This window comes from Plantibacter sp. MMLR14_011 (genome assembly GCF_001865025.1).
Lineage (GTDB): Bacteria > Actinomycetota > Actinomycetes > Actinomycetales > Microbacteriaceae > Plantibacter > Plantibacter flavus_A.
This window is the reverse complement of record NZ_MJGW01000061.1, coordinates 1-16,492: the sequence shown is the minus strand read 5'-3', so window position 1 is coordinate 16,492 and position 16,492 is coordinate 1. Positions and strand designations below refer to the sequence as shown.

Annotated in this window: 15 protein-coding genes; 8 read left to right on the top strand and 7 right to left on the bottom strand. The window is 70.2% G+C overall.

Annotated elements, in window-relative coordinates; all coding sequences use genetic code 11:
* Position 1 precedes the first annotated feature (1 nt).
* On the bottom strand, positions 2–1,864 hold the full coding sequence (dnaK, locus tag BIU99_RS16035) for a molecular chaperone DnaK (protein WP_064297153.1): 1,863 nt from the start codon (positions 1,862–1,864) through the stop codon (positions 2–4).
* 396 nt (positions 1,865–2,260) lie between these two features.
* On the opposite strand from dnaK, the gene BIU99_RS16030 reads away from it, so the two are divergent.
* Positions 2,261–2,710, top strand: coding sequence for a hypothetical protein (locus BIU99_RS16030; protein WP_217635021.1), 450 nt, complete (start codon positions 2,261–2,263; stop codon positions 2,708–2,710).
* Positions 2,711–2,822: 112 nt separating this feature from the next.
* Here BIU99_RS16030 and BIU99_RS16025 read toward each other — a convergent pair whose 3' ends face one another.
* Positions 2,823–5,405: an ATP-dependent Clp protease ATP-binding subunit gene (locus tag BIU99_RS16025; RefSeq protein ID WP_064297151.1), complete on the bottom strand. Its 2,583-nt coding sequence runs from the start codon at positions 5,403–5,405 to the stop codon at positions 2,823–2,825.
* 160 nt (positions 5,406–5,565) lie between these two features.
* On the opposite strand from BIU99_RS16025, the gene BIU99_RS16020 reads away from it, so the two are divergent.
* The 4 genes from BIU99_RS16020 to BIU99_RS16005 all read left to right on the top strand — a co-directional run bounded on the left by BIU99_RS16020 (position 5,566) and on the right by BIU99_RS16005 (position 9,217).
* On the top strand, positions 5,566–7,032 hold the full coding sequence (locus BIU99_RS16020) for an MFS transporter (protein WP_082916293.1): 1,467 nt from the start codon (positions 5,566–5,568) through the stop codon (positions 7,030–7,032).
* 73 nt (positions 7,033–7,105) lie between these two features.
* Positions 7,106–7,687 carry a hypothetical protein gene (locus BIU99_RS16015; RefSeq protein ID WP_071262200.1) on the top strand — a complete coding sequence of 194 codons (582 nt, stop codon included), beginning with the start codon at positions 7,106–7,108 and terminating at the stop codon, positions 7,685–7,687.
* 25 nt (positions 7,688–7,712) lie between these two features.
* Positions 7,713–8,810: a serine hydrolase gene (locus BIU99_RS16010; protein WP_071262199.1), complete on the top strand. Its 1,098-nt coding sequence runs from the start codon at positions 7,713–7,715 to the stop codon at positions 8,808–8,810.
* A complete protein-coding gene (locus BIU99_RS16005) occupies positions 8,807–9,217 on the top strand; it encodes a hypothetical protein (RefSeq protein ID WP_064297149.1) in 411 nt (136 codons plus the stop codon). The genes BIU99_RS16010 and BIU99_RS16005 overlap by 4 nt, the downstream gene beginning before the upstream one ends.
* Before the next feature lie 15 nt (positions 9,218–9,232).
* On the opposite strand, the gene BIU99_RS16000 is transcribed toward BIU99_RS16005, so the two are convergent.
* Genes BIU99_RS16000 through BIU99_RS15985 form a run of 4 tightly spaced genes read right to left on the bottom strand, consistent with a single transcriptional unit; the run spans position 9,233 to position 12,790 of the window.
* Entirely contained in the window at positions 9,233–9,649 is a 417-nt protein-coding gene (locus tag BIU99_RS16000) for an RbsD/FucU family protein (RefSeq protein WP_064297148.1), read from the bottom strand.
* A 48-nt stretch (positions 9,650–9,697) separates the two neighbouring features.
* Positions 9,698–10,555 (bottom strand): amidohydrolase, encoded by an 858-nt coding sequence (locus BIU99_RS15995; protein ID WP_071262198.1) that lies wholly within the window; start codon positions 10,553–10,555, stop codon positions 9,698–9,700.
* Positions 10,555–11,508, bottom strand: a complete 954-nt coding sequence (locus tag BIU99_RS15990) for an aldo/keto reductase (protein WP_064297146.1) — start codon at positions 11,506–11,508, stop codon at positions 10,555–10,557. The genes BIU99_RS15995 and BIU99_RS15990 overlap by 1 nt, the downstream gene beginning before the upstream one ends.
* A complete protein-coding gene (locus tag BIU99_RS15985; RefSeq protein WP_064297182.1) occupies positions 11,501–12,790 on the bottom strand; it encodes an L-fuconate dehydratase in 1,290 nt (429 codons plus the stop codon). The genes BIU99_RS15990 and BIU99_RS15985 overlap by 8 nt, the downstream gene beginning before the upstream one ends.
* Positions 12,791–12,970: 180 nt before the next feature.
* Between BIU99_RS15985 and BIU99_RS15980 the strand changes: the two genes are divergently transcribed.
* Both BIU99_RS15980 and BIU99_RS15975 read left to right on the top strand, forming a co-directional pair.
* On the top strand, positions 12,971–13,873 hold the full coding sequence (locus BIU99_RS15980; protein WP_082916291.1) for a fumarylacetoacetate hydrolase family protein: 903 nt from the start codon (positions 12,971–12,973) through the stop codon (positions 13,871–13,873).
* Positions 13,870–14,640: an SDR family NAD(P)-dependent oxidoreductase gene (locus BIU99_RS15975; protein ID WP_064297145.1), complete on the top strand. Its 771-nt coding sequence runs from the start codon at positions 13,870–13,872 to the stop codon at positions 14,638–14,640. Before BIU99_RS15980 ends, BIU99_RS15975 begins: the two co-directional genes overlap by 4 nt.
* A gap of 251 nt (positions 14,641–14,891) precedes the next feature.
* On the opposite strand, the gene BIU99_RS15970 is transcribed toward BIU99_RS15975, so the two are convergent.
* Positions 14,892–15,548, bottom strand: a complete 657-nt coding sequence (locus BIU99_RS15970) for a MarR family winged helix-turn-helix transcriptional regulator (RefSeq protein ID WP_254773640.1) — start codon at positions 15,546–15,548, stop codon at positions 14,892–14,894.
* 53 nt (positions 15,549–15,601) lie between these two features.
* Here BIU99_RS15970 and BIU99_RS15965 point away from each other — a divergent pair, with 53 nt between their 5' ends.
* Positions 15,602–16,363, top strand: a complete 762-nt coding sequence (locus tag BIU99_RS15965; RefSeq protein ID WP_071262196.1) for a hypothetical protein — start codon at positions 15,602–15,604, stop codon at positions 16,361–16,363.
* Positions 16,364–16,492 lie beyond the last annotated feature (129 nt).

The following is a 16,492-nucleotide window of genomic DNA, read 5'->3' as shown; positions in this document are numbered from 1 at the left end:
GTTACTTCTTGTCCTTGTCGTCTTCGTCCTCGACGACCTCGGCGTCGACGACGTCCTCATCGGAGGTCGCCTCCTCAGCCGGGGCCTCGGTTCCTGCGGCGGACTCGGAGGCCTGCGCCTGGGCGTAGATCGCCTCGCCGAGCTTGACCTGGCTCTCGTTGAGCTTGTCGAACGCGGTCTTCACCGCGTCCTCGTCCTCACCGGCGAGCGCGCTCTTCAGGGCGTCGACATCGGCCTGGACGTCGGTCTTGACGTCCTCGGGCAGCTTGTCGTCGTTCTCCTTGATGAGCTTGTCGATCGAGTAGGCGAGCTGCTCGGCGCTGTTGCGGACCTCGGCCTGCTCGCGGCGGGCCTTGTCGTCCGCAGCGTGCTCCTCGGCCTCGCGGACCATGCGCTCGATGTCCTCCTTGCCGAGGGACGAACCACCGGTGATGGTCATCGACTGCTCCTTGCCGGTGCCCTTGTCCTTGGCGGACACGTGCACGATGCCGTTGGCGTCGATGTCGAAGGTGACCTCGACCTGCGGCACACCGCGCGGAGCCGGCGCGATGCCGGTCAGCTCGAAGGTGCCGAGGTTCTTGTTGTCGCGGGTGAACTCGCGCTCGCCCTGGAAGACCTGGATCGCGACGGACGGCTGGTTGTCGTCGGCCGTGGTGAAGGTCTCGCTCCGCTTCGTGGGGATCGCGGTGTTGCGCTCGATGAGCTTCGTCATGATGCCGCCCTTGGTCTCGATACCGAGCGACAGGGGGGTGACGTCGATGAGCAGCACGTCCTTGCGCTCACCCTTCAGCACGCCGGCCTGGAGGGCGGCGCCGACGGCGACGACCTCGTCAGGGTTGACGCCCTTGTTGGGCTCCTGACCACCGGTGAGCTTCTTGACGAGCTCCGCGACGGCGGGCATGCGGGTCGATCCACCGACGAGCACGACGTGTGCGATGTCGGAGACCTTCACGCCGGCCTCGGCGATGACGTCGTTGAACGGCTTGCGGGTGCGCTCGAGCAGGTCCTGCGTGAGCTCCTCGAACTTGGCGCGGGAGAGCGTCTCGTCGAGGTTCGCCGGGCCGTTCTCCGTGAGGGAGAGGTACGGGAGCTGGATCGAGGTCGACATCGAGGAGCTGAGCTCCTTCTTCGCCTGCTCGGCGGCTTCCTTGAGGCGCTGCTTCGCGATCTTGTCGCCCGAGACGTCGACACCGGTCGAGTCCTTGAAGCGCTTGATCAGGTAGTCGACGACGCGCTGGTCCCAGTCGTCTCCACCGAGGCGGTTGTCGCCGGAGGTGGACCGGACCTGGATGGTGGAGAAGTCGTCGTCCTTGCCCACTTCGAGCAGCGAGACGTCGAAGGTACCGCCACCGAGGTCGAAGACGAGGATGAGCTCGTCCTCCTTGCCGCGGTCGAGACCGTAGGCGAGGGCTGCGGCGGTCGGCTCGTTGATGATGCGGAGCACGTTGAGGCCTGCGACCTCACCGGCCTCCTTCGTGGCCTGACGCTCGGCGTCGTTGAAGTAGGCGGGGACGGTGATGACCGCGTCGGTCACGGTGTCGCCCAGGTACTGCTCGGCGTCGCGCTTCAGCTTCGCGAGGATGCGGGCGGAGAGCTCCTGCGGCGTGTACTTCTTGCCGTCGACGTCGAACTTCCAGTCGGTGCCCATGTGGCGCTTGACGCTCGCGATGGTGCGGTCGACGTTGGTGACGGCCTGGCGCTTCGCGGTCTCGCCGACGAGCACCTCGCCGTCCTTGGTGAATGCGACGACGGAGGGGGTGGTGCGGAAGCCCTCGGCGTTGGCGATGACGGTGGGTTCTCCACCTTCGAGGACGGCGACCACCGAGTTGGTGGTACCGAGGTCGATGCCTACTGCACGTGCCATGTGTTGGTTCTCCTTGTGTTGACTGCCGGTTCGGAACTCGTCGACTCGGGCGGCATGCGGATGGCGTCCGGCCGACTCGACGAGCTCGGCACCGAGCTGATTGATGGGGTGATGCTGGTGTGACGTCGAGACTTGAGCCTCGATGACTCAATGCTACCGAGGCCTGGTTTCAACGTCAAGAAAGTTGAGTCCGCCTGGCTCAACTCCCAGCGGATGGCCAGTTTGCCTGCCCCAACCCCCGTGCTGCCCCCGATCCGCCGGATGTGGTGCGGCTCCTAGGCTTGGGGGATGCCCCATCGCCACTCCCCTCGCCTTTTGGCCGCCCTCGTCGCAACGATCGGAGCCCTCGCCCTCGCCGCGTGCGGATCCGGGGCCCCGACGTCGAGCTCCACGACCATGAGCACTCCGAGCGCCACCCCCGCCTCGACGTCCTCCGCCGAGGCGACCGAGACGGCCGCAGCTACGACGTGCGACACGGTCCTCACCGAGCAGGGATACGCGGACCTCGAGCAGACCCAGATGGAACCGCGGGCGTATCAGGTCACACGGACCGATCTGACGTTCCTCGTCGACGCCGGTGGCGTCGCGTGCACCTGGACGAAGCCGCAGACCGACATCTCGGCGACGGTCGCGCAGGCACCGTTCGACGAGACGGCCTGGGCGGCCAAGCAGACCGAACTCGAGGCCGCCGGATTCGTCGAGAGCGATGAGTCCGGACTCCCGTTCCTCCTCGAGCCGACCGACCCGGGCGGCAACCTCTCCGGTGGCTTCGTGTGGCAGGACGGGCAACTCTTCTACGTGAGCGCGCCGAGCCTGCTGGATTCGGTGCGAGGACTTCAGGAGTAGGAACCCTCCGGGCCGCTCCGGTCACCGAGCCTGTCGAGGTTCCCACGCACAGACGACGACAGGCCCAGGATCCGGCGCACCGATCCCTGGGCCTGTCGATCCATCTCCCCGCCTAGGCGGCTTCCGCCACCACCACGGAACGCTCCGTGACGACGATCTTCCCGCCGACCGCGTCGACGTGCACGGTCGAGCCGTCGCCGACCCCGCCGCCCACGACGAGCTCGGCGATGCGGTCATCGACCTCACGCTGGATGAGGCGACGCAGGGGACGCGCCCCGTACTCCGGCTCGTAGCCGAGCTCCGCGAGGAGGGTGAGCGCTTCCGGAGTCGTCTCGAGAGACGCACCGCGTGCGGCCAACCGCTCGGTCGTACGGCCGAGCATCAGTCCGACGATCTCCTGCAGCTGCTGCTGGTCGAGCTTGCGGAAGAGGACGACCTCATCGATGCGGTTGAGGAACTCCGGACGCATCGCTTCGCGCAGTTTGCCCATGACCCGGGCACGCAGCGCCTCCTCGGAGCCGAAGCCCGTCGGGTCGTCGGCGCCACCGGCCACGAAGCCCATCGCTCCGGACCGCGAGGCCAGGAACTCGGAGCCGAGGTTCGACGTCATGACGACGACCGTGTTGCGGAAGTCGATCGTCCGCCCCTGACCGTCGGTCAGGCGACCGTCGTCGAGCACCTGCAGGAGCAGGTTGAAGACGTCCGGGTGCGCCTTCTCGATCTCGTCGAACAGCACGATCGAGTAGGGGTTCCGACGCACGCGCTCGGTGAGCTGGCCCGCCTCGTCGAACCCGACGTACCCGGGAGGGGCACCGACGAGTCGTGACACCGTGTGGCGTTCGCCGAACTCGCTCATGTCGAAGCGGATCACCGAGTGCTCATCCGCGAAGAGGGATCCGGCGAGCGCCTTCGCGAGTTCCGTCTTGCCGACGCCGGTGGGGCCGAGGAACAGGAAGCTGCCGACAGGGCGGTTCGCGTCCCCCATGCCCGTGCGGTTGCGACGGACGGCCTTCGAGACCGCGGTCACGGCGTCGTGCTGGCCGATGACGCGAGCGTGCAGTTCGTCCTCGAGGCCGGCGAGACGTTCCCGCTCACCCTCCGTGAGCCGACTGACCGGGATGCCGGTGGCACGGGACACGACGCCGGCGATCTGCGCCTCGTCGACGACCGCGTCGCGGTCGGTGCGCGCGCCGGGGCCGCTGGAAGCGGCGTCGAGCTTCGCCTGGACGGCGGTGATCTCGTCGCGGATGCGCGAGGCCTCCTCGTAGTGCTCGGCCGACACGGCGGCGTTCTTCGACGCCTCGAGTGTCGCGAGCTCCTCGACGAGGGCGCTCACGTCGACCGCCTTCCCGAGCCGCAACCGCAGCCGGGCTCCGGCCTGGTCGACGAGGTCGATGGCCTTGTCTGGCAGGACGCGGTCGGGCAGGTAGCGGGCCGAGAGCTCGACGGCTGCGCGGAGGGCGTCGTCGGTGAAGCGGACGTCGTGGTGCTCCTCGTACGCCGGACGGAGACCGTCGAGGATGAGGACGGCGTCCTCGATCGACGGCTCGCCGACGCGCACGGGCTGGAAGCGGCGTTCGAGCGCCGGGTCCTTCTCGATCCCGCGGTACTCACGGAGCGTGGTCGCACCGATGAGGTGCAGCTCACCGCGAGCGAGACGCGGCTTGAGCATGTTCCCGGCGTCCATGCCGCCCTCGCCGGAACCTCCGGCGCCGACGACGGTGTGGACCTCGTCGATGAAGACGATCAGCTCGGAGCGGTTGGCTGCGATCTCGTCGAGCAGGCCGGTGAGGCGCTCCTCGAAGTCACCGCGGTAGCGGGTTCCGGCGACCATGGCCGGCAGGTCGAGCGAGACGACGCGCTTGCCGCGCAACTGCTCCGGGACGCCGCCGTCGACGATCGCCTGGGCGAGCCCCTCGACGACCGCCGTCTTGCCGACGCCGGCCTCGCCGACGAGGACGGGGTTGTTCTTCGTGCGGCGGGAGAGGATCTCGATGGTCTGCTCGATCTCCTCGGAACGTCCGATGACGGGGTCGAGCGACCCGCCGGCGGCGAGCGCCGTGAGGTCGGTGCCGAAGCGGTCGAGCATCGGGGTGTCCGAGTCGAGGTCGTCCGCATCGCGGTCGTCCTGGTCGTCGGTGGCGACGCCGGGGTCGCCGACGGTCTGGCGCATGCCCTGGGTCAGCGCCTCCGCCGTGACGCCGGCGCGGGCGAGGACCTCACCGGCGGGCGAGTCCTGGTTGATGACGAGCGCGAAGAAGAGGTGCTCGGGGTCGACGTAGGTCGACCCGGCGGCGCGGGCCACCTGGTAGGCGTGGAACAGCGCGCGCTGGGCCGACGGCGTGATGGCCGGGTCCTTGACGCTCGGCGAGGACGCCTGCGGCAGGCGCTGCTCGGCGGCCTTGGCGATGACCTTCGGGTCGACGCCGAGGCGCGCGACGGCGTCCTTCGCGGGCTCCTCGCTCACGATGACGCGCAGGATGTGCAGCGCGTCGAGCTCGTTCTGGCCGCGCTCGAGCGCGAACCGGCCGGCGCGCTGCAGGATCTCCTGCGTCCGCGCGGTGAGGAAGCGGCTGAGGTCGATGGTCCGCGCCGAACGCGCCCGCTCGCCCTCGAGGTATCGGGCGAGGAAGTCGTCGAACGACGACGATCCGCCGTCTGCTGCTGCGCCGCCCTGGGTGAAGTCTTCGGGCACGTGAACCTCCTGGATTCAAACTTGAGTGTCGTACGCTCAAGTCCAACGCGGGGTGCCTCCGGCTATTCCCAGGCCCGTTCCGCGTCCCAGCGAACCCCCAGCCATCGCGCTGCGGGACGCACGCTACCGCCCGTTCACCACGCGGCACTAGCCTCAGTGCATGAGCACGACTCCCCCAGGTGGCACCGACGACACCGGCCGGACAGGCGGGCACGGCGACGAGGCCCCGCGTCTCGGATCCCGGCCCCGCAACTTCCCGCCACCACCGCTCGTCACCCCCGACGCCGCAGCGGCCACCGTCGACCTCGACACCTCGCAGGTCGCCGCCGTGAAGGCGCAGGCGGGTCGCAAGGGTCGCATCTTCGCGTGGAGCCTGTGGGACTGGGGTTCGGCGTCGTTCAACGCGGTCGTCACCACCTTCGTGTTCACCGTCTACCTGACGAGCGACTCCTTCGGCGAGGAGGCCGCGGTGTCGGCGTCCCTCGGGTGGGCGCTCGCGGCCGCCGGACTGCTGATCGCGATCCTCGCGCCGGTCGTCGGCCAACGGTCGGACTCCGCCGGGCGACGGAAGTTCTGGCTCGGCTTCAACACCTACGTCGTCGTCGCGGTCACCGCGCTCCTCTTCTTCGTCGCGCCCGATCCGAACTTCCTCTGGCTGGGCCTCGTCCTCCTCGCCGTCGGCAACATCGTGTTCGAGTTCGCCGGGGTCAACTACAACGCGATGCTCGCCCAGGTGTCGACGCCCACCTCCATCGGCAAGGTCTCCGGTCTCGGCTGGGGCATGGGGTACATCGGCGGCATCGTGCTGCTGCTCATCGTGTACTTCGGCTTCATCTCCCCCGAGGTCGGACTCTTCGGCGTCACCGGCGAGGACGGCATGGACGTCCGCGTCGCGATGCTCGTGTCCGCGGCGTGGTTCGGGGTCTTCGCCCTACCCGTACTGCTCGCCGTGCCCGAGTACCACGCACCCCAGGCCGTCGCCCGGCCGCACGTCGGGTTCTTCGCCTCCTACGGGGTGCTCGCCAAGAGCATCGCGGAACTCTGGCGCGACAGCCGACAGACGCTCTACTTCCTGCTCGCGAGCGCCGTGTTCCGCGACGGGCTCGCCGGTGTCTTCACCTTCGGTGGCGTCCTGGCCGCCGGGACCTTCGGCTTCTCACCCGGCGAGGTGATCATCTTCGCGATCGCCGCCAACGTCGTCGCCGGGATCGCGACGATCACGATCGGCCTGCTCGACGACAAGGTGGGCCCGAAACCCGTCATCGTCGCGTCGCTCATCGGCCTCGTCATCGCGGGAAGCGCCGTGTTCTTCCTCCACGAGGGCGGCGCGACGATCTTCTGGATCTTCGGCCTCATGCTGTGCCTGTTCGTCGGCCCTGCCCAGTCGGCGAGCCGCTCGTTCCTGGCGCGCATCATCCCCGAGGGCCGCGAGGGTGAGGTCTTCGGCCTCTACGCCACGACCGGCCGCGCCGTGTCCTTCCTCGCGCCGACCGCCTTCGCACTGTTCGTCACGCTCGGCGGGGCGCAGTTCTGGGGGATCCTCGGGATCGTGCTCGTGCTGCTCGTCGGCCTCGGGCTCCTGATCCCGGTGCATGCAAAGCAGGGGCGGCTCAGCTCGCGGGCCTGATGCGCGGCTCCGGTGAGCCGACCACACGGCCATCAGCTTGATTTCGTAATTACGATATTTATACACTTGGGTCATGACGACCATCGACCCCGGCGATCTCGAGGCACGTCTCGCGCGTCTCGAAGCCGCCGTGTTCGCCCGACCGGTCGATGAGGGCACGACCACCGAGCGACCGGATGACGTTCCGTCCGCAGCCGCGACGGGCGATGCCGACGACACCTTCTGGGCGCTCCACGGGCTCGAACAGCGCACGGCCGAGCTCGAGCACGGGGCGGTCCTCTTCACCGGCTCGGTAGTCGCCGACGGCGGACCCGTGCAGTGGCAGTACGCCAGAGCGACCGACGACCTCCTCGCGCTCGGCGACGACCCCGACGCCGTGGAATCAGCAGGTTCCGGTCCACTCGCGACCGCGGCATCGCGGCTCGCAGCCATCGGCTCCCCCGTCCGGCTGCAGCTGCTCCTGGCCGTCGCCAACGGCACCTCCGCACTCGCGGACCTCGGCGAACTCGACGGCATCGGGACGACCGGCCAGGTCTACCACCACGTCCGCGTCCTGACCGCCGCCGGCTGGCTGCAACCCGCCGGCCGCGGACGGGTCGCGGTCCCACCCATGCGACTCGTCCCGCTGCTCGTCGCCGTCGCCGCCATGGAATGACCACCGACCCCAGGAAGGACCCCGCATGACCGCCACACCACGCAGCACGTCCCGACCCAGACGGGTCTGGGTCATCGCCGCCATCAGCACCGCTGTCGCCCTCGCGGCCGGACTCGCCCTCCGGCCAGGGCCCTCGACGCTTCCCGCAGAGGCCGCCGGCGACGCGGAACTCGCGGCGACCGTCCGCGAACTCGCCGGCCCCGACCGCAAGGCCGTGCTGGCCGTCGTCGTCACCCCGGACGGCACCCGCACCGCGACGATCGGCGCCCAGCCGGACACCCGGTTCGAGATCGGGTCGGTGAGCAAGGCCTTCACGGGACTGTTGCTCGCCGACGCGATCGAGCGTGGCGAGGTCGCCCCGGACACCAGGCTCGGTGACCTCCTCGAACTGGGCGACGCACCCGCGGCGGACGTCACCCTCGAGCAGCTCGCCACCCACACCTCCGGCCTGCCGCGACTGCCGATGGACCTCTCGACGATCCTCTCCTCAGCGTGGTTCGCACTCACGACGGCGAACCCGTACGGAGAGGACCTCGAGAAGCTGCTCGAACAGGCGCGGTCCGCGTCCCTCGACACCCCGAAGGGCACCTACTCCAACCTCGGCTTCGAACTCCTCGGCGCCGCCCTCGGCTCGGCCGCCGGCACCAGCTACGCCGACCTCCTCGAGGAGCGGATCACCGGTCCGATGGGGCTCGACTCGACCGGCCCCGTGAGCGATGCAGCAGAGCTCGGCGACCGCGACCTCCTCGGTGAGACCGCCGGCGGACGGACCGCCGCAGCATGGACCGGCACGGCGATCGGGCCTGCCGGTGGCATCCGCTCGGACACGGCGGATCTCGCGCGGTTCGCGGAACGACTGGCCGACGGCAGCGCACCGGGCATCGCGGCACTCGCTCCACAGGCGGCGTTCGGCGATCGCGAGATCGGCTGGGCCTGGATCACCGATCGGAAGGCGATCGACGGCGAGGACCTCGTCTGGCACAACGGTGCCACGGGCGGCTTCGCGTCCTTCGTCGGCGTCGTCCCGGCGACCGGCACCACGGTGGTCCTCGTCTCGGCGACCCAGGAGTCGGTCGATGCGGCCGGTGTCGCCCTCCTCGAGCAGATCGGAGCAGCACGATGATCGAGATCCTCATCCCCGCCGTCGTCGCCCTGGTCATCGCCTGGTTCCTCGCCCTCCAGGTCGCGCATGCGTGGAGTACGGGACGCTGGGCGGCGACCGAGCGCTACCGGCTGGTCGCCGACGCGGTCGACAGCATCGTGATCCTCGCCCTCGTGCGCGCCCTCGCCGCGCCGGTCGGCGTCTGGTCCTGGGCGTGGGTCATCGCCGTCGCGATCGTCGGCTTCGGACTCGCCGGAGCCGCCCTGCGCTGGCGGTCACTCCCGTGGCACGCACCAAAACCGAAGCGCTCACTCGACGAGCACGGGGCGACGGTCGAGACCGCGGTCGCGCCGAAGGACCGCCGGCGGCAGGTCCAGGCCGGTGTCTACGGTGTGGTCGGCGTCGCGATCGTCGCGCTCTGCTGGTGACCGCACCGAACCGCTTCACGCCGTGCGCGTCACGAGGCCCTTCCGCAGCGTGACGTTCCCGTAGGTCCTGGTCTCGCCCGTGCGGATGATGAGGAAGGCTGTGGCGGCCTCGTCGTAGTAGGCGAACCGGTCGACGAAGCGCACGGCGTCCTCGGTCGTGCCGGCGGCGGCGATGAGTTCCCGCTGGACGTCGAGCACCGTGCCGTCGGCACTCGTCATGAGGTCGAGCACGGGTTCGTCGTCGAGCGGGATCACCGTGCGCACCGCCCGGAGGACCTCCGGCGTCGACAGCGTCGGGAGCACGACGACGCGTTCGCCGAGTCGAGCGGCCGGGAAGTGCGCGTCGGCGATCACCACCGTGTCCGAATGCCCCATCGCGTCCAGGTGCAGCAGCAGTTCGCCGCTCAGCACCGGGTCGATCCCTGTCAGCATGGTGACCTCCTCGTCATGGTTCCGTGTCCATCCGTCTGCCCGATCATGTCAGTCCGTCGTCGCCGACGGCCCGCGGGGGTCGAGCCGGTAGACGCGCGTCGCCGTCCCGCCACGGAGTGCATCGCGTTCCGACGGCGACAATTCGTCGACGAGACCGGACAGCTCGTGCCAGACCGCACCGTACCCGCCGCTCGTGACGGTCATCGGCCAGTCACTGCCGAGCATCAACCGCTCGGGCCCGAAGCAGGCGAGCGCGGTGTCCCAGGCCCGACGCACGCCGGCCGCCACGAACGGCCGACCGGCACGGTTGAGGCCGGACACCTTCGCGACCACGTTCGGTGGCTCCGCCGCCGCGGCCAGCTCGGTCGCCCAGCGTTCGAAGGCCTCGTCGTCGCGCGGCGGCTTCGCGAGGTGGTCGACGACGAGCGTCAGCCCCTCCTCCAGCCGCGCGAGTCCGGTGGCGTCGCTGAGCAGGCGCGGGAAGGCGTTCGGGAGGTCGAGCGGAAGCCCACGGTCCGCGAGGACCGCCGCCAACCGGCGGGCGGGGGCGGCCAGGAGCAGGCCGTCCCGGGGATCGTCGTGCAGCAGCTGACGAATGCCGCGGAACCGTGGATGCGCGCCCCAACGGTCGAGCAGCACCTCGGCCCGCTTCGCGTCGTCGATCGGCACCCAGCCGACGACGCCGGCCACCCAATCGAAAGCGTCCGATGCACTGAGCATGGACATCGTGTCGAGCTCGGTGTCGTCGGCCTGGACGAGGATCGCCGTATCGACGCCGGCCGCCTGCAGCTCTGCGGCCGCACGCTCCGGCGTGAAGTCATCGCGAAGCGACTCGTCGGCCGAAGCGAGCCAGTGATACCCGTCGGCGCGATTCCACAGATGGAGGTGCGCGTCGATCGTCCGCATCAGCCGAGCAGCCCTCTGGTGCGCAGCTCCGTCCAGAAGGTCTCGGGGATCGGTGCCTCGAAGCGCTCCACGTTCTGGATGATCTGCTCCGGCCGCGAGGCGCCGACCGCGACCGTCCGCACGGCAGGGTGGCGGAGCGGGAACTGGAGGGCGGCTGCGGGCAGTTCGACGTCGAACCGACGGCAGATCTCGGCGATGTCGACGGCGCGGTCGAAGACCTCCGGCGGGACGGCACCGTACTCGTAGCGGCCATCCGGGTCCGGCACGGCGCGGGCCAGCAGGCCCGAGTTGAACACCGAGGCGGCGACCACCCCGACGCCGTGTTCCAGACAGGCGGGCAGCAGCTCGTCGGCCGCCGGTTGCTCGGCGAGCGTGTACCGTCCGGCGATCATGATGAGGTCGGTCAGGCCCGTGCGCACCGCGGCGAGCAGGGACGCGACGTCCATCGACCCGATCCCGACCGCCCCGACGAGTCCTTCGTCGCGGAGGGCGGCGAGCGCCGGTATCCCTTCGGAGATCCCGGACTCCGGATCGTTGCGTTCGGGGTCGTGGAGGTAGAGCACGTCGACGTGGTCGAGTCCGAGTCGTTCGAGGGACTCGTGGAGCGAGCGCCGCACGCCGGCCTCGCTCGCGTCCCACTCGCGCCGCACGGTCGCCGGGACGACGAAGTCGTTGTCGGTATCGAGCGCACCCTCCCCCGCGGGGTTCGGCACGAGGAGACGGCCGACCTTGGTGGACAGGACGTACTCGTCGCGCGGTTTCGTCCGCAGGAAGGCGCCGAGCCGACGCTCGGAGAGACCGAGGCCGTAGTGCGGAGCCGTGTCGTAGAAGCGGACGCCGTGTTCCCAGGCCGCATCGAGGATCGCCCAGGCCTCCTCATCGCTGAGCTCGCGGTAGAGGTTGCCGAGATTGGCGGCGCCGTACGCGAGCCGCGGGACGAGCAGGTCAGGCACCGGCGCCCCGGAAGGTGAATTCGGCGATCGACGTCGCGAGCATCTCCGAACCGCCGCCGGGGGCGAGCGGCGCGCGGTACCGCCCGGCGACGATCTCGACGGGCTCGACGAAGTGCTCGTGCAGGTGGTCGACGAATTCGATCATGCGTCCATCTTCGCTCCCGGACACGGCGATGAAGTCGAACATCGAGAGGTGCTGCACCGCTTCGCACAGCCCGACACCACCGGCGTGCGGGCAGACCGGGACACCGAACTTCGCGGCCAGGAGCAGGATCGTGATGTTCTCGTTCACGCCGGCGACCCGCGTGGAGTCGATCTGGAGCACCTGGAGGGCGTCGGCCTGCAGGAACTGCTTGAACATGATGCGGTTGGCCATGTGCTCGCCGGTCGCGACCGGGATCGGGGCGACGCCGCGCGCGATCGCCGCGTGGCCGAGGATGTCGTCGGGGCTCGTCGGCTCCTCGATCCAGGCGATGTCGTAGGGGGCGAGTCGGGACATCCAGTCGATCGCCTCCGCGACGTCCCAACGCTGATTGGCGTCGACCGCGATCCGGATGTCGGGTCCCACCGCGTTCCGGGCGATGGCGAGGCGACGGACGTCGTCCTCCACATTTCCGCCGACCTTGAGTTTGACCTGCGCGAACCCGTCCGCGACCGCTTCGCGACACAGACGGTCGAGCTTCTCGTCGGAGTAGCCGAGCCACCCGGGCGTGGTCGTGTAGGCGGGGTACCCGGCTGCGAGCAGGGCCTCGATCCGGTCCTCCCGTCCCGGTTCGGCGCGACGGAGGATCGCGAGGGCGTCGTCCGGGGTGAGGACGTCGCTCAGGTAGCGGAAGTCGACGAGCTCGACGAGCTCCTCCGGCGTCATCGTGGCGAGCAGCCGCCAGAGCGGCAGGCCGGCACGTTTGGCCTTGAGGTCCCAGAGCGCGTTGACGACGGCGCCGATCGCCATGTGCATGACGCCCTTCTCAGGACCGAGCCAACGGAGCTGGGAGTCGTAGACGAGTTCGCGCCAGAAGGCTCCGAGGGCGTCGAGCACGGGCTCGACCTCGCGACCGATGAGGTGCTCGCGGAGGGCGTGGATGGCAGCGACCTCGACGTCGTTGCCGCGTCCGATCGTGAAGACGAAGCCGTGGCCCTCGTGGCCGTCGTCCGCGTCCGTCACCAGCCGCAGGTAGGCGGCGGAGTAGTCGGGGTCGGGGTTCATGGCGTCCGAGCCGTCGAGGGTGGTGGAGGTCGGGAACCGGACGTCGTGCGTCTCGAATCCGATGATGGTACTCACGTCGGCATGCTCCTTCGGGCTGGTGCCACCGAGCTTAGACATCCGATGTCTGGGCTGTCAATGCGCTCAGCGTGGACGAAATCACCTCTTGCGACGGCCTGATCGGGCGGTAGAGTTCAGATGTTATCGGCTACGGAGCCGGGTCCGCACGCGGGCACCGGCGGAACCGGAAGGACCAGCATGCGCTTCGCCAGACTCGGCCCCGTGGACGGGGAGACCCCCGTCGTGTTCATGGGCGACACCGCCTACGACCTCCGATCGATCACCCCCGACATCGACGGAGCGTTCCTCGCCGGCGGCGGCGTCGCCCGTGTCCGCGCCGCCCTCGAGTCGGGCGCGCTCCCCGTCCTCGACGGCGCCGACGAGCTCCGGATCGGCGCGCCGATCGCCCGGCCGAGCGCCGTCGTCTGCATCGGGATGAACTACGCGGCGCATGCGGCGGAGTCCGGATCCGCTCCGCCCGAGATCCCGATCATGTTCCTGAAGACGCCCAACACGGTCGTCGGACCGAATGACGACGTCCGCATCCCGCGAGGCAGCACGAAGACCGACTGGGAGGTCGAGCTGGGCGTCGTCATCGGCGAGCGCACCTCCTACCTCGACAGCCCCGAGGACGCTCTCGGCCGCATCGCCGGCTTCGTCACCGCGAACGACGTGTCGGAGCGCGACTTCCAGATGGCGGCGAGTGGTGGTCAGTGGTCGAAGGGCAAGTGCGCTCCGGGCTTCAACCCGACCGGCCCGTGGCTCGTGACGCCGGACGAGGTCGACGCCGGTACCCTGCGACTCCGCAGCTGGGTCAACGGCGAACCGCGTCAGGACTCGAGCACGGCCGACCTCATCTTCGACGTCGCCACGGTCATCTGGCACCTGAGCCAGTACCTGCAGCTCGAACCCGGCGACCTCGTCCTGACCGGCACACCCGAGGGCGTCGCGCTCTCCGGCCGGTTCCCCTACCTCGCACCGGGCGACGTCTGCGAGGTCGAGATCGAGGGCCTCGGCCGCCAGCGACAGCGGTTCGTCGACCCGGTCCCTGGAATCGCGCCGTCGGCCAAGCCGGCCGAGGCACTCGGAGCCCGCGCATGAGCGCCGCAGACACCGGCGAGCTCGACGGACTCGTCGCGATCGTCACCGGCGGCGCTTCGGGGATCGGCGCCGCCATCGTCGAACGCCTCGCCGCCGATGGTGCGAGCGTCGCGATCCTCGATCTGAACCCCTCACCAGACGAGGACTCCGCCACCCGCCTGTCGGTGCGGGCGAACGTCGCCGACGACGCCTCCGTCCGTGCCGCGATCGACGCCGTCGTGGCACGGTTCGGCCGCCTCGACATCGTCGTGAACAACGCCGGTATCGGTGCGCAGGGCACCGTCGAGTCGAACGACGACGACGAGTGGCACCGCGTCTTCGACATCAACGTCGTCGGCATGGCTCGCGTGACGCGCGCGGCCCTCCCACACCTGCGCGAGTCGCCGTCGGCCGCGATCGTGAACACCGCGTCGATCGCCGCGACGGCGGGACTTCCCCAGCGCGCGCTCTACACGGCGACGAAGGGGGCCGTGCTGTCCTTGACGCGCGCGATGGCCGCCGACCACCTGCGCGAAGGCGTCCGGGTCAACTGTGTGAACCCGGGCACGGCCGACACCCCGTGGGTGGGCCGACTGCTCGACAGCGCGCCAGACCCGGCCGCGGAGCGCGCCGCGCTCGAGGCACGCCAGCCGCATGGCCGACTCGTCGCCGCGACCGAGGTCGCCGGTGCCGTCGCCTACCTGGCGAGCCCGCGATCAGGCTCGACGACCGGCACCTCGATCGCCGTCGACGGCGGGATGCAGGAGCTCCGCCTCCGCCCCGAGTAGCGAGGGCGGGGTCCCGATGCCGCCTCACGGTTCACAACTCAGGAGCGCCCCGGCGGTTCTGCCCCGAGACCGCCACCCCAAGGCCGACACGCCTGACTCCTCCTGAATTACGAACCGCATGGACCGGACGGGTCCGATTGTGCGGAACTCAGGCGCACGCCGGCGCGTCCGGCCACCGAGGGGATGATCCAGCTCGACTCACCGGGACGCTCCTGAATTGCGAACCCGGAGTCGAGGATCAGGCGGGCGAGCTACCGGTCGGTGTCGGGGCGCGGCCACGCGGCGACGAAGCGCTCGAGGAAGGCGGCGAACTGCGCCGCCTCCTCCGGCGTGAACCCCGAGAGCGCGGTCGTGACCGCGTCGCGTCGACCCCGGTGCGCCTCCTGCAGGACCGCGCGGCCGGCAGCGCTCAGCTGCACCACGCTGCGTCGACCGTCGTTCGGGTCGACCGCGCGAGCGACCTCGCCGCGCTTCGTCGCTTCGGCCACGAGCCGACTCGCCCGCGGCTGGTCGACGCCGATCGACTCCGCGAGCGCAGTGATCCCCATGCCACCGGCCGCCTCGTCACGAGCGAGCGCGTCCAGCATCCGGAACCGGGCCGCCTGGGCGATCGCCTGCTCGCGCGGGTGAGGGGCGCCACCGCCGGGACCCCAGGGTCCACCGAAGCCGGGGCCGAAGCCCGGACCGCGCCCACGTCCGTGTCCGCCCTCAGCGCCGCCCTGGGCGTCGTGCTGATGACCACCCCCGTGCTCATCGTGGTGGTGATGACCGGGCCCTCCGCGCCCACCACGTCCGCCGAACCGACGGCCTGACTGGTCCCGTCGGATCTGGACGAGGGCCTGCTCGATCATCTCCACCGGGTCGGTTGCTGTGGGTTCGCTGGGCTGCGCTTGACGATCATCGAACATACATGTCATTATACATTTACATGTAATAGAGCATGCAAATAAGGAGACCACCCATGAACACCCACACGACTTCCCCAGAGCAGTCCACCAGCCCGACCGCCGAGCGCCCGCTCGGCTTCTGGCTCCGCACCGTCGACCACGCGGTCAAGCACTCGATGCACGAGGTGCTCGCCGAGGACGGCCTCGGCCGCCGCAGCTGGCGCACCCTCGCGCTCATCGCCTCCGGCGCCTCGAGCGTCGAGGAGATCGACGCCGCGCTCCCGCCACACCGCCGCGGACCGCGCGGCCCCGAACGGTTCGGCCGCCGCGGCGGGTTCGGCCCCGGTCGCGGCTTCGGTCAGCCCGAGCGCACCGCCGAAACGACCGCGGACACCGTGTCCGCCGAGCGTCCGGGCGACCACGAGCACGGCCGCCCCGCTCACGATCGGGCCTTCGGGCGCGGCCACGAGTACGGTCCCGGCTTCGGTCGTGATCACCGACCCGGCGGCGCACCGTTCGGTCCCGGCCACGGCCACCACCGCGGTCCTCGTCGATCGACCGCGGACATCGTCATGGACTTCGCCGCTCGCGGCTGGGTCATCGTCGACACCGACGGCATCACCCTGACCGACACCGGTCGCGCGGCGCACGACGCGCTCCGCACCAAGGTCGACGCGGTCCGCCAGACCGTCGCCGACGCCGTCTCACCCGAGGACCTCGCGACGACGCTCGCCAGCCTCGAGAGCATCGCCCGAGCCTTCGGCCGGGACGAGCACACGGCGCACGAGCACGGCCCGCGTGGTCGCTTCGGTCGCGGCCCTCGCAGCGAGCGCTGACCGGCCGCCGGCGTCTTCCGCCCATGCGGACCCCAGCCGACCACCATGCACAGAGCCCCGGGCAGCAATCGCCACCCGGGGCTCTCTCCGTTCGACCAACCGTCCCGTTCTCAGGACTCCGCCGCGTGT

Coding starts and splice junctions, on each gene's coding strand:
- BIU99_RS15975 (WP_064297145.1), top strand. CDS start 13,870: ATGAGCGCCGCAGACACCGGCGAGCTCGACGGACTCGTCGCGATCGTC.
- BIU99_RS15965 (WP_071262196.1), top strand. CDS start 15,602: ATGAACACCCACACGACTTCCCCAGAGCAGTCCACCAGCCCGACCGCC.
- BIU99_RS16005 (WP_064297149.1), top strand. CDS start 8,807: ATGATCGAGATCCTCATCCCCGCCGTCGTCGCCCTGGTCATCGCCTGG.
- BIU99_RS16010 (WP_071262199.1), top strand. CDS start 7,713: ATGACCGCCACACCACGCAGCACGTCCCGACCCAGACGGGTCTGGGTC.
- BIU99_RS16000 (WP_064297148.1), bottom strand. CDS start 9,649: ATGCTGACAGGGATCGACCCGGTGCTGAGCGGCGAACTGCTGCTGCAC.
- BIU99_RS15980 (WP_082916291.1), top strand. CDS start 12,971: ATGCGCTTCGCCAGACTCGGCCCCGTGGACGGGGAGACCCCCGTCGTG.
- BIU99_RS16020 (WP_082916293.1), top strand. CDS start 5,566: ATGAGCACGACTCCCCCAGGTGGCACCGACGACACCGGCCGGACAGGC.
- dnaK (WP_064297153.1), bottom strand. CDS start 1,864: ATGGCACGTGCAGTAGGCATCGACCTCGGTACCACCAACTCGGTGGTC.
- BIU99_RS16030 (WP_217635021.1), top strand. CDS start 2,261: ATGAGCACTCCGAGCGCCACCCCCGCCTCGACGTCCTCCGCCGAGGCG.
- BIU99_RS15970 (WP_254773640.1), bottom strand. CDS start 15,548: ATGTTCGATGATCGTCAAGCGCAGCCCAGCGAACCCACAGCAACCGAC.
- BIU99_RS15995 (WP_071262198.1), bottom strand. CDS start 10,555: ATGCGGACGATCGACGCGCACCTCCATCTGTGGAATCGCGCCGACGGG.
- BIU99_RS16015 (WP_071262200.1), top strand. CDS start 7,106: ATGACGACCATCGACCCCGGCGATCTCGAGGCACGTCTCGCGCGTCTC.